The sequence below is a fragment of the Pseudoalteromonas sp. CH_XMU1449-3 genome, assembly GCF_037027245.1.
Lineage (GTDB): Bacteria > Pseudomonadota > Gammaproteobacteria > Enterobacterales > Alteromonadaceae > Pseudoalteromonas > Pseudoalteromonas shioyasakiensis.
The window spans coordinates 1-13,264 of record NZ_JAYMDY010000005.1 but is presented as its reverse complement, the minus strand read 5'-3'; the positions used below and the strand labels follow the sequence as shown (position 1 = coordinate 13,264).

At 42.1% G+C, this 13,264-nt stretch carries 9 protein-coding genes; 6 read left to right on the top strand and 3 right to left on the bottom strand.

All coding sequences use genetic code 11. From position 1 onward, the window contains the following. Positions 1–7: 7 nt before the first annotated feature. The gene (locus tag WA256_RS07760) at positions 8–832 is read left to right on the top strand and encodes a peptidoglycan DD-metalloendopeptidase family protein (RefSeq protein WP_287201630.1); all 825 of its coding nucleotides are present in this window, start codon (positions 8–10) and stop codon (positions 830–832) included. Positions 833–892: 60 nt separating this feature from the next. Beyond that, the gene (gene rpoS / locus WA256_RS07755; RefSeq protein WP_335990320.1) at positions 893–1,876 is read left to right on the top strand and encodes an RNA polymerase sigma factor RpoS; all 984 of its coding nucleotides are present in this window, start codon (positions 893–895) and stop codon (positions 1,874–1,876) included. 86 nt (positions 1,877–1,962) lie between these two features. On the opposite strand, the gene mutS is transcribed toward rpoS, so the two are convergent. Next, positions 1,963–4,536: a DNA mismatch repair protein MutS gene (mutS, locus tag WA256_RS07750; RefSeq protein WP_335990319.1), complete on the bottom strand. Its 2,574-nt coding sequence runs from the start codon at positions 4,534–4,536 to the stop codon at positions 1,963–1,965. 21 nt (positions 4,537–4,557) lie between these two features. On the opposite strand from mutS, the gene WA256_RS07745 reads away from it, so the two are divergent. Together WA256_RS07745 and recA are read left to right on the top strand one after the other, a co-directional pair. Further along, entirely contained in the window at positions 4,558–5,055 is a 498-nt protein-coding gene (locus WA256_RS07745) for a nicotinamide-nucleotide amidohydrolase family protein (RefSeq protein ID WP_054560895.1), read from the top strand. Positions 5,056–5,113: 58 nt separating this feature from the next. Then, positions 5,114–6,160: a recombinase RecA gene (recA, locus tag WA256_RS07740; protein WP_054560894.1), complete on the top strand. Its 1,047-nt coding sequence runs from the start codon at positions 5,114–5,116 to the stop codon at positions 6,158–6,160. Between the two features lie 477 nt (positions 6,161–6,637). Here recA and WA256_RS07735 read toward each other — a convergent pair whose 3' ends face one another. Both WA256_RS07735 and WA256_RS07730 read right to left on the bottom strand, forming a co-directional pair. Next, positions 6,638–8,761, bottom strand: a complete 2,124-nt coding sequence (locus tag WA256_RS07735) for a TonB-dependent siderophore receptor (protein ID WP_335990317.1) — start codon at positions 8,759–8,761, stop codon at positions 6,638–6,640. A gap of 192 nt (positions 8,762–8,953) precedes the next feature. Beyond that, the gene (locus WA256_RS07730; RefSeq protein WP_335990314.1) at positions 8,954–10,120 is read right to left on the bottom strand and encodes a DcaP family trimeric outer membrane transporter; all 1,167 of its coding nucleotides are present in this window, start codon (positions 10,118–10,120) and stop codon (positions 8,954–8,956) included. A 282-nt stretch (positions 10,121–10,402) separates the two neighbouring features. On the opposite strand from WA256_RS07730, the gene acs reads away from it, so the two are divergent. Together acs and WA256_RS07720 are read left to right on the top strand one after the other, a co-directional pair. Then, positions 10,403–12,343 carry an acetate--CoA ligase gene (acs, locus tag WA256_RS07725; RefSeq protein ID WP_054551154.1) on the top strand — a complete coding sequence of 647 codons (1,941 nt, stop codon included), beginning with the start codon at positions 10,403–10,405 and terminating at the stop codon, positions 12,341–12,343. A 96-nt stretch (positions 12,344–12,439) separates the two neighbouring features. Further along, positions 12,440–13,090, top strand: coding sequence for a response regulator transcription factor (locus tag WA256_RS07720; protein WP_054551155.1), 651 nt, complete (start codon positions 12,440–12,442; stop codon positions 13,088–13,090). The last annotated feature ends 174 nt before the right edge of the window (positions 13,091–13,264 follow it).

Below are 13,264 nucleotides of genomic sequence, written 5' to 3'. Positions count from 1 at the left end.
TTTTACGATGAGCAGGCAGTTAACAGTCTATGTTACTTTGTTTCTTAGTATTTTGCTCTTTGGTTGTACTTCTCGCGAAGCACCGGCACCGGTTAGTAGTTTAGATAATAAAGTTAAACCCGCCACACGCAAAGTAAATATCTCTGGCTCAAAATATTTAGTCAAAAAGGGCGATACTTTGTATTCAATTGCTTTTAGCGCTCAGCAAGATTTTCGAACGCTTGCAAAAATAAACGATATTCCAGCACCTTATACCATCTTCCCCGGACAGAGTATTTCGCTCACAAAATCGGCACAAAAATCAAAAAAGACGAAAAAATATACGAATTCGAGTAAAAAGTCTACCGTTTCTATACAAAAAAATAACAAAAAATTAAAGAAAGGGCTTGATCAGCCAAAACAACGAGAGTATGTTCAGAAACAAGCCAACAAAATAATTAGTGAGAAAAAGCGTAATTCTAATGCCAAAGTTGTATGGGGCTGGCCTGCAAAAGGTAAAGTCACAAAACGCTTCTCTAATAAAGAGAACGGCTTTAAAGGATTACAAATCACTAATAAACAAGGGGCTTCTGTTTTAGCTGCTGCACATGGAACTGTGGTATACGCGGGCAACGCATTGAGGGGTTACGGTAATTTAATCATATTGAAACACAATGATGATTACCTAAGCGCTTACGCGCACAATTCAAAGTTGCTTGTAAAGGAAAAACAGGAAGTAAAGGCAGGGCAGAAAATAGCAGAAATGGGCAGTTCAGACTCTTCGGTTACGGCTTTGAGATTTGAAATTCGTTATCGAGGTCAAGCAGTCAATCCTGCTAAGTATCTACCTTAGCCATTTAGGGTATTGATAAAGTGATTTAGCTCAATCACATATTTGCTCGGGAGGACGCTTATGGGTCACACAGCAAAACTTGAGAAAAAAACTGACGCGATTGACGATAAATTTGATGACACGGTAGTCGAAGAACAATCTTCTGAATTACTTGAAGAAGTCGACAACGAAGATGAAATTTTTGCAAAAGAAGAAGTTGCCAAGAATTTAGATGCTACACAGCTGTATCTTGGTGAGATTGGTTTTTCTCCGCTGCTAAGCGCAGAAGAAGAAGTTTATTTTGCTCGAAAAGCACTGAAAGGCTGTGAAGCCTCTCGCAAGCGAATGATTGAAAGTAATTTACGTTTAGTGGTGAAAATTGCCCGCCGCTATAACAACCGTGGCCTTGCGCTACTAGACCTTATTGAAGAAGGTAATTTAGGCCTTATCAGAGCCGTTGAGAAATTTGACCCAGAACGTGGTTTTCGTTTTTCAACTTATGCAACTTGGTGGATACGTCAAACCATTGAACGTGCCATCATGAACCAAACACGTACGATTCGTTTACCTATTCACGTGGTTAAAGAGCTGAATGTTTATTTAAGAACAGCCCGTGAATTAACGCAGAAACTTGACCATGAACCAACCGCAGAAGAAATTGCAGAGTGCTTAGACAAGCCGGTTGAAGATGTTACTAAGATGCTGCGTTTAAACGAAAAAATCACCTCGGTGGATACACCTATCGGCGGTGAAAATGACAAAGCGTTATTAGATATTATCGCCGATGAGAAAGACTATGGTCCAGAGGGCGAAGTACAGAGTAATGACATTAACAAGCACATTGTTGATTGGCTTGGAGAGTTAAACCCGAAACAGCGTGAAGTACTTGCTCGTCGTTTTGGTTTACTAGGCTATGAGCCATCAACCCTTGAAGATGTTGGTCGTGAAATTGGCTTAACACGTGAACGTGTAAGACAAATACAAGTGGAAGCATTACGTCGCTTAAAAGACATTTTGCAACACGAAGGGTTAAGTACAGATAGCCTATTCGACCAATTCACCTGATTTGACAACAATACATAGGCCTTCGGGTCTAGAACACACAAAAAAGCTGACACTACGTCAGCTTTTTTTATGCCTCTTTTATTTCACTACAGTAAATCTTTTAATTGATACAGTAGTTGGTGTGCTTGTCTTGGCGTTAAGCTGTCTGGATCAAGCTGTTTTAAGGTTAATTCAAGCTCAGAAGGCTCATCATCAAAACTTAACGTTTGCTGTTGCTGCTCAATAGGAGCAGTAACAGGTTGATGGTTCTCAAGCATTTTAAGCTTTTGTTTTGCTTGTTGGATCACCGCTTTTGGTACACCAGCCAAGGCAGCAACTTGTAAACCAAAGCTCTTGCTTGCTGCGCCTTCAAGCACGGTATGCATAAAGGCAATGGTGTCGTTGTGTTCAATGGCATCTAGGTGCACATTAACCAATCCCGTTTTTTGTTCGGCCAGTTCGGTTAACTCAAAATAGTGAGTTGCAAATAAGGTTTTAGCGGCAATTTTTGATGCTAAATAATCAGCCGTTGCATAGGCAAGCGATAAGCCATCATAAGTCGAAGTACCGCGACCAATTTCATCCATCAGTACTAGTGATTGCGCTGTGGCGTTATTTAAAATTGTTGCTGTTTCGGTCATTTCAACCATGAAGGTTGAGCGTCCTGATGCTAGGTCATCACTTGCGCCAATACGCGTAAAGATACGGTCAATATTACCAATCTCTGCACTATCAGCAGGAACGTAACAACCAATGTGAGCCATTAGAACAATAAGTGCAGTTTGGCGCATATAGGTCGATTTACCACCCATATTTGGACCTGTGATAATCAGCATTTTACGGTCGTTATTAAGCTCCACAGGGTTAGCTATAAACGGGTCTTTCATTACCTGCTCTACTACCGGGTGGCGACCTTGCTTAATACTGATGTTATCGTTATCGCACAGAGTTGGCTTAGCATAATTAAGCGCTTGCGCACGTTCGGCTAAATTGTTCAGTACATCTAAATCTGCTAGAACAGCTGCCATTGTTTGTAGCTGCTCAATGTGCGGAGCAATAAACTCAAAGAGTTGCTCGTAAAGCTGTTTTTCAAGCGCTAGCGCTTTTGACTGGCTACCAAGTACTTTATCTTCGTGCTCTTTAAGCTCAGGAATAATATAACGCTCATTATTTTTTAGCGTTTGACGGCGAATATAATCGGCAGGAACTAAATGCGAGTTCGCACGGCTTACCTCAATAAAAAAGCCATGCACCTTGTTATAGCCAATTTTTAAGGTGCTAATGCCAGTGCGTTCACGCTCACGTTCTTCAAGCTTTTCAAGAATATCGGTAGCACCTTGGCTTAGGGCACGCCATTCATCAAGTTCGCTGTTGTAACCTGGTGCAATCACACCCCCATCACGAATAAGCACCGGTGGGGTTTCGATTACAGCACGCTCTAGTAAATCTTGTAGTTCAGGTAACTGTTGCGACTTAGCAATAATTTGACTAATACGCGGATCGTTAGCATCTAGTAATAGTTCGTGAAGTGGCGCGAGAGCTTGCAGCGCGCTACGCAGGCGCGTTAAATCTCGCGGCCTAGCAGTGCAAAGCGCTAGGCGTGCAATAACACGTTCAATATCGCCAATTTGCTTTAATGACTCTTGTAGCTCACCACATAATTGCGCATCGATAATTGCGCTAATAGCGTTTAGTCGAGAGTTGAGCTCTGTTTTACTGCGCACCGGTGTATGAATACGGCGTTTTAATAAGCGTGACCCCATAGCTGTGGCTGTTTTATCAAGTACTTGCGCAAGAGTGTTTTCGTAACCACCCGATAAATTAACCGTTAGTTCAAGGTTTTTACGAGTTGCTGCATCTAAGATCACCGCGTGTTCGTTTTGTTCAAGGGTGATTGCACGGATATGCGGCAGGGCCATACGCTGAGTGTCTTTTACGTATTGCATTAAGCAGCCTGCAGCGACTAAAGCTGCGTGTGCTTTGTCTACTCCAAAACCAACTAAATCTTTGGTGCCAAATTGGTCGCAAAGTAAATGCTGCGCAGTATCTAGATCAAATTCCCATTCCGGGCGACGACGCGCGCCTTTGATATGTTCAATTAAGTGCACATTTGCAAATGTTTCACTGTAAAGTAGCTCAGCAGGGGCTAAACGCTGTAATGTTGAGCTAAATGCTTCGTCGGTATTAACTTCTAACACATTGAACCGGCCAGAGTTAATATCTAAATAAGCAATACCATATAGGCCTTGTTTGTTTTGCCATACACTGGTTAGCAGGTTGTCTTGGCGTTCTTGTAATAATGCTTCGTCAGAAATTGTGCCCGGTGTAACAATACGTACAACTTTACGCTCAACAGGGCCTTTGCTAGTTGCTGGGTCACCAACTTGTTCACAAATAGCTACTGACTCACCCATTTGTACAAGGCGAGCTAAGTAGTTTTCGACTGCGTGATAGGGTACGCCCGCCATTGGAATGGGGTCGCCACCGGCTTTACCTCGATGGGTTTGAGAAATATCAAGAAGTTGCGCTGCACGCTTGGCATCATCAAAGAAAAGTTCGTAAAAGTCGCCCATACGATAAAACAATAAAATATCCCGATGCTCGGCTTTTATTTTTAGATACTGCTGCATCATAGGGGTTTGTTGTTTTATAGTGTGCGGTGCATAAAGATCAAACGACATGTATTTACCCAAAGGCTGAATATGGAATTACATCAAGAGATTAAAACACTTGCTGCGAAATTAGGAGCTATTTTAACGGATAAACGCTTATGGATCACTACCGCAGAATCATGCACTGGCGGTGGAGTGAGTTATGCACTAACCGATACCCCAGGCAGCTCTAATTATATTGACCGAGCGTTTGTCACTTATAGTAACCAAGCAAAACATGAGCTCATTGGCGTTAGCGAGCAAACCTTAAACAGCTTTGGTGCGGTGAGTGAGCAAACCGTTGTTGAAATGGCATCGGGGGCGGCAAAAGCTGCAAACGCAGATATCGCAATAGCTATTTCGGGGATAGCAGGCCCCGGTGGTGGAACACTGGATAAACCTGTGGGATTAGTATGGTTTTGCATTCATTTTGCTGGTCAAAACTACCCAAGTCAGCAAGTTTTCTCTGGCGATCGAGCTGAAGTTAGACTGCAAGCTATTGTTTACTCATTAAAAAATATAATTGAATTGATAAAATCTGAAAATTAGCTTGATACTGTGATTTCATACAGTATACTGTCTGCATTAGCCGGATTTGGAGAACAGAATGAACGATAACAAACAAAAAGCCTTAGACGCTGCTTTATCACAAATTGAGCGTCAATTTGGTAAAGGCTCAATTATGAAACTGGGCGACAATAAAGCCCTAGATATTGAAGCAATCTCAACAGGTTCACTAGGTATCGATATCGCATTAGGTATTGGTGGTTTACCTACGGGTCGTATTGTTGAAGTGTATGGTCCTGAATCATCAGGTAAAACAACGCTTACTTTACAAGTTATCGCTGAAGCTCAAAAGCAAGGTAAAACGTGTGCATTCGTAGATGCTGAGCACGCTCTAGATCCTGTATACGCACAAAAATTGGGAGTAAACATTGATGACTTACTTGTTTCTCAACCAGATACTGGTGAGCAAGCATTAGAAATCTGTGACATGTTAGTTCGTTCAAGTGCTGTTGATGTTGTGATTGTTGACTCGGTAGCAGCTTTAACACCTAAAGCTGAAATCGAAGGTGACATGGGTGACTCACACATGGGTCTACAAGCTCGCTTAATGTCACAGGCATTACGTAAGCTTACAGGTAACATCAAGCGTTCAAACACACTATGTATTTTTATCAACCAAATCCGTATGAAAATTGGTGTTATGTTTGGTAACCCTGAAACAACAACAGGTGGTAACGCACTTAAATTCTACTCTTCAGTACGTATCGATATTCGTCGTATTGGTTCTGTGAAAGAAGGCGACGAGGTTGTTGGTAACGAAACTCGCGTTAAAGTTGTTAAGAACAAGGTTGCTCCGCCGTTTAAACAAGCTGAGTTCATCATCATGTATGGCGAAGGTATTTCTAAACAAGGCGAGTTAATTGACCTAGGTGTTAAGCATAAGATTGTTGAAAAATCAGGTGCTTGGTACAGCTACAATGGCAGCAAAGTTGGTCAAGGTAAAGCAAACTCAATTAAGTTCTTAAAAGACAACCCAGAGATCGCAGATGAGATCGAAGGTAAGTTACGTGAGATGCTATTACTTCAGGCAACAGAACAACCAGAAGATGGTGAAGATGCAGGCCTATTAGCTGAAGACGAGCTATAAACACCGCAAAAGGGTACAGTTAAGCGTGATTTGACCCGCACTTAACACAAAAAAGACCGCTACATAGTTAGCGGTTTTTTTATGGGTGAAAGTTAGAAAGGGAAAAGTTAGCAAGGGCAAAGTTAGAAAGAGTAAAGTTAGAAAGAGTAAAGTTAGAAAGAGTAAAGTTAGAAAGAGTAAAGTTAGAAAGGGGAAAGTTAGAAAGGGGAAAGTTAGAAAGGGTAAAGTTAGCGAGAGTAAAGTTAGAAAAAGTAAAGTTAAAAAGAGTAAAGTTAGCGAGAGTAAAGTTAGAAAAGGTAAACTTTACTCTTGCAACTATTACATGAAAAAGCCGCATATAATGCGGCTTTTCATGTGCTTAAAGCTTAAAACTTACAGCTTACAGCTTACAGCTTACAGCTTACAGCTTACAGCTTACAGCTTACAGCTTACAGCTTACAGCTTACAGCTTACAGCTTACAGCTTCTAGCTCAAAGCTTACAGCTGCCAGTTGAAAGACACTGAGTAGTTACGCGGTGCGCCGTAATAACCTTGAGCCCAGAAAAGACTATGGATGTACTTTTCGTTGGTCACGTTATTAACGTTCAAGTTAACGCTCATATTGTCGTTAATATCGTACGTTGCCATTAGGTTTAATAGGCCGTACGCATCTTGCGTTGTGGTGATAAGTGCAGCATTCGTAGCCGCATCACGCACTTGTACGCGCTTTGTGTCGTCTTGCCAACGATAGTTTAGGCCAAAGGTTAAACCATCAATCTCAGGCACTTTATGAGTTACAGCAAGTTTGAATTGGTTTTCAGGTGTGTAGTCTTTTACTAACTCATCACCATCAATGTTTAGATTACTGTAGCTGAAGCTTGCACTTAGTGTTTCGTTGATTTGACCACTAAGTTCTACTTCAATACCGTCGCTGTTAATACCATCTGCGCCATAGTAGCGAGTGTCATCAGGTAATGAGTCAGGGATAGCAACAGCAAGGCCAACTTGTTTAGCGTCAAAGTAAGCAACTGTTACAAATAAGTCGTCATCAAGTAGCTGAGCTTTCACACCAATTTCGCTGCTTTTACCTGTGATTGGATCTAAGTAATCGCCATTGATGTCACGCTCTGTTTGCGGTACGAAGGTTTCTGTGTAACTTGCATAAGTTGAGAAGCTTTCGTTGATATCATATACAGCACCGAAGTAAGGCACCGTTTGGTCGCTATCTTTGTCTTTTGCAACGCCGTAAGAGGCACCTTCAGTTTCCCAATTTACTTGGCTCACACCTGCTAAAATGCTGAATGCGTCAGTTGCACGAATACGTGTTGAAATATATGCAGAGCGTTGACGGCTAGTGATATCAGCACCTGTTAAACCATCAGTAAGTGTTGGTACTGGCGCAACACCGTCCCAACCACCTAGCTCAGGCATTGCAGGGAAACCATTGCCTGTAGTGTAGTCATACAATGATTTATCTTTGTTATCCATATCTGCTTGGTTTACACCAAACGACAGATCATGTTCCATACCAAATAAATCAAATTTACCTGTTGCGTAGATATCTAAAATGTCGTGCTTATCTTTGTGGTCATATTCACTGGCATAACCAGTTAGGCCAAGACCTGTTTCTCTGTCTGGTGTGCCGTAAACATAGAAAAGCTCAGAATCTTGCTCATTTTCTAAGTGCGCGTAGCTTGCTTTTAAGAACCAAGTATTGGTGATTGCTTGCTCAATTGATAAGAACAGCTGCTCAGTTGTGTTATTCCAGTATGACCAATCAGACGCTGTGCTAGTTGAAGCGTCAAAGTTTGTTGCTGAACCATCGCTGTAATAAAGCGGTAAGGCACCCCACAGTGGGCTATCAGCATCTTTCTTTTGATTTACATAGTTTGCAGTTACTACTGTGCTATCAGTTAGCTGGCCTTCGTAGGCTAGGTAATAAATTGTTTTATCTTGCTCGTAACGGTCAAGGTATGACTCAGTTTTGTGCTTGGTAAATACAGCACGTACAGCGTGGTTTTCGTTGATAGCAGTTGAAGCGTCAAGCTCTAAACGCTTGTTATCCCAAGAACCATACGATACAGACGCATTTACTTGCGTTTGATAAGTAGGGCGCTTTAGAACCATGTTGACTGTTGCTGATGGGTTACCAGCACCTGTCATTAAACCATTGGCACCACGTACAATTTCAACACTATCGAAAATAGAAGTATCAAGAGTACCTTGGATTGAACCGTTGTCTTGCGGCATACCCATGCCATTAACTTGGAAGTTGGTGATCTCAAAACCACGAGCTTTAAAATAAGTACGGTCAGTTTCTATTTGCTCAACAGTCACACCCGGTGTGCTTTCAAGTACAGCGTTTAAATTATCGAGTGAGAAGTCATCCATTAGCGCACGTGATACAACAGAGATTGACTGTGGCGTTTCTTTAATTGTTAGCCCTAATTTGGTTGCTGACTGTGCTTCTTCAGTGATGTAGTTTTTATGATGCTGGCCATACACGGCAATTTTTTCAATTGCTTGTTCTTCTTTTTGTTGTTCTGCAAAAGCGTGGCCACTTAAAAGTGCTGAGGTCACAAGGCTTAATTGAGATAAGCGCAAAAATTTTGTTGATGACATGCAAAGTTCCAATTAGTTCAATGAATAGTGAAATTAATGCGTAATTTAATCTAAATGAAAATAATTTGCAATTAGGGTTTTCTGTTTTAGTGAATAATTGTTTGCAAAAAAGTTTAAAGGGCACAGAAATATAAAAAGAAGATATAAAAAAAGCGGCCGAAGCCGCTTCAGGAAGTAAAATAAGTTTAAATCTTAAAATACGTATTTTGCAGAGAACTGCAGACGGTCCATATCGCCGTCAACACCGCTTTCTAGCTCACGCTCAGCATGTTTAAACTCAACACCAAATGTAAGCTTTTTAACAGGCGAATATAAAAGGTTGGCACTATAGCTTTGGCTCATTTCTGTAGGGGCGCCAGTCACAGCAAGTAAATCTGTGTTGTTATCTGCTGAGAAGAATGAATAAAGGAAAGTTGAGCGCCATTGGCTGTTCCAGTGTTGTTGATAGGCAATGAAACCTGATGTTGAATCAATTGCATCTAAATCATCACCGTCAAGCACCGCACCATTTGCTACGTTTAAACCAACATAACGGCCTAAACCTGTGCCTTGAGTTAGCATAAATTTAAGGTTATTTTGGCCAAAATTTACTTTACCAGATGCACTGATACCGAACGATGATGTATCTGCATCAATGCCATTTTGTTTATAAGTTAACTGACGAGCAAGACCGGTAAATACTAATTCACCCCAGTCAGCTTTATGTGCGTAACGTGCTGTAAAGTCAGGCATTGATGCATCATCAGTAGCTACACGTGCGCCGCCAACTGTAACTGTGCTCTCTGGGTTTTCGATAGAGAATGACCAATTACCGGTAGTGTAACGTGCCTGTGCTTGACGTACGAACACAGTACCTTCTGCAGGACCAACGAAGTCGAGTGTTTCAGGTAATGCACCTACGTTTTGAAAGTTTGACCAAGCTTGACCAAATAACCAACCATCATAAGTCACAAATGCTTGACGAATACGAGGCGCGTAAGAGTTACTAACACGTTCGTTACCGCCTGGCGCTGAAGCAATAAAGTCTATTTCAATTTTAGTTTTGATGGTTTTACCATCGTCTAATTTTGTTGCTGTACCTAGGTTAAAGCGAGATTGGCGTGCATGCATGTCAAATACTGCATCGCTATCGCTGTCTGCGCCTACAGGTGTTGTACCTGGTACGTAGAAGTCACGGCCAATGCTGCCGCCAGCTGGTACGCCTGCAGAGTAATCACTCCACATAGCATCAAGTTTTACATAGCCACCATAAGAAACGTCTGTGTTACCAATGGTTGCGGCGTTAGCGGTACCTGCAAGTGCACATAAAACAGCTGAAGCTGTGAGTGTCTTTAATGCGGTTACTTTTGTTGTTGTCATAATGTGTATTCCTGTCGAAGCTACTTGTTGATTGCATTAATGTTGTTGTATCACTGTTGTTTAAGAAATGACTTCTCTCAATTATCTATTGGTCTATTAGACTAAGGTGGAATGGGTAGTTAAATCGCATCCAACCTAACATTGGACTAGATTATAGAAGGCAATTTTAAAGTTTTTTGTTAAATGACAAGATATACAACTAAGGTCTAATACTTTCAGGGGCTTTGCTGAGTGATCCTTGAAGCAGGCCGTAGGCAAGTAATTAAAATGGAGACGACAACAATGTCAGAAAGTATCTATCCAGTACCAGCGCATATCAAGAATGCAGCACTAGTTGATAACGATAAATATAATACACTGTACAAGCAATCTATTGATGACCCTGAAGGATTTTGGCGAGAGCACGGTAAACGCCTTGATTGGTCAACTCCTTATAACAAAGTAAAGAACACCTCATTCGACAAAGGCCACATCAGCATTCGCTGGTATGAAGACGGCCAACTTAACGCTTCTTACAACTGTATTGACCGCCACCTTGCCACTAAAGCCGATAAAACAGCTCTTATTTGGGAAGGCGATAACCCTGAACACAACGAAAATATTAGCTACCAACAGCTTCACGACGAAGTAGCTAAACTGGCCAACGGCCTTAAAAAATTAGGTGTATCAAAAGGTGACCGTGTCGCTATTTACATGCCAATGACACCGCAGGCTATTTACGCTATGCAAGCGTGTGCGCGTATTGGTGCTATTCACTCTGTAGTATTTGGTGGTTTCTCTCCATCAGCGATTGCTGACCGAATTAATGACTCAGGCGCTAAAGTGGTAATTACTTCAGACGAAGGTCGCCGTGCTGGCAACTGCGTACCACTTAAAGCAAATGTTGATGAAGCGGTATCACAAGACTCAGTAACCACTGTTGAGCACGTTATTGTTCATCAGCTAACGGGTGGTGAAGTTGAGTGGAATAGTCATGATGTTTGGTGGCATGAGCTTGTCGCTGACTTACCAGCCGAGTGCGAACCAGAGCCAATGAATGCAGAAGATCCACTTTTCATTCTTTATACTTCAGGCTCAACGGGTCAACCAAAAGGTGTGGTTCATACTACCGGTGGTTACCTTGTTTATGCATCGATGACACATGAATATGTGTTTGATCTTAAAGAAGACGATATTTTCTGGTGTAGTGCCGATGTTGGCTGGATCACAGGTCACAGCTACATTGCTTATGGCCCATTAGTGAATGGCTGCACGCAAGTCGTATTTGAAGGTGTACCAACTTACCCAACAGCGGGCCGTATGGGTGAAGTAATTGATAAGCACAACGTGACTATTCTTTACACAGCACCAACTGCTATTCGTGCCCTAATGGCGAAAGGCGATGAGCCAACAGCGACTTCAACTCGTAAAAGTCTTCGTGTTATGGGTTCTGTAGGTGAGCCAATTAACCCAGAAGCGTGGGCATGGTATTACGAGCATATTGGTAACGAAAACTGCCCAATCGTAGATACCTGGTGGCAAACAGAGACTGGCGGCATCATGATCACACCATTACCAGGTGCGACAGATATGAAGCCTGGCTCAGCAACACGTCCATTCTTTGGTATTGCACCAGCACTATTTGATGCTGAGGGTAATACACTAGAAGGCGCGGTTGACGGTAACCTTGTTATTTTAGATAGCTGGCCATCACAAGCACGTACAGTTTATGGCGACCATGAACGCTTTGAACAAACCTATTTCTCAGCATACCCAGGCGTGTACTTCACAGGTGATGGTTGTCGCCGTGATGAAGATGGTTACTACTGGATCACAGGCCGTGTAGATGACGTACTTAACGTATCAGGTCACCGCCTAGGTACTGCAGAAATCGAGAGTGCATTGGTTGCTCACGAAGCAGTTGCAGAAGCAGCTGTAGTGGGTTACCCGCATGATATTAAAGGTCAGGGCATCTATGTTTACATCACTCCAAATGAGGGGGTTGTAGTGAGCGATGAACTAACAAAAGAGGTACGTAACTGGGTTCGTAAAGAGTTAAGCCCAATTGCATCACCAGATATGATCCAATGGTCTCCAGGTTTACCGAAGACTCGTTCTGGTAAGATCATGCGTCGAATTTTACGTAAAATTGCGGCAAATGAGCACCAACAGCTTGGAGATACTTCTACACTAGCCGATCCGAGCGTTGTTGATGAGCTAATCGAAAACCGATTAAATCGTTAAAATCGCGTTAAAAACTTGATTAGAAGTTGATTCTAAACGTAGTATATCGGCTGTCACTTAGAAATAGGTGTCAGCCGAATTTATTAGGAGTGAACCATGAGTCAGTTTTTAATAGCGGACGATCATCCGTTATTTCGTGAAGCGCTGAAAGGGGCATTGAGTGCTAAGTTCGCTGATTTAGAAGTGTTTGAATCGGAAAACTTTGATACCACCTTGCAGGTGCTGAGCGAGCAAGAAGATCTTGATATCTTACTACTAGACCTTCACATGCCAGGCAATGGCGATTTATACGGCCTTATTCGCATTCGCGAAGACTATCCAAGCTTACCAATAGCTGTTGTTTCTGGCAGCGAAGACATCAATGTAGTTTCTAAAGTAATGGGTTATGGTGCGATGGGATTTATTCCTAAATCATCTTCATCAGATGATATTGCGCTGGCAATTAACCACATTCTTGAAGGCGATGTTTGGCTTCCACTTGAGCTTAAAGATAAAGTGGCTGCCGTAGATGGCGAAGACAAGGAAATTGCAGCGCAAGTGGCTTCACTGACGCCGCAGCAATACAAGGTGTTGCAATACTTACACGAAGGCTTGTTAAACAAACAGATTGCTTACGAGTTACATATCTCTGAAGCAACCGTTAAAGCACACATTACGGCAATTTTTAGAAAGCTAGGTGTGTATAACCGTACTCAAGCGGTATTAATTGCCTCTAAGTTACAATTAGAGCCTATTGAGTCGGCATAACAAAAGATAATAAAAACAATAAAGAGGCCACTCAGCCCAATGCCAGTCAGTTAAGCTGACTGGCATTTCTTTTTTTATGTGGGTACTTTGATGGCTTAGGCTTTATCGCTCTTGGGTATCGCCTATCTTCTCTTCTAGGTGGCAGTTTAAATAGTCTCAGCGTACCTAACAGAT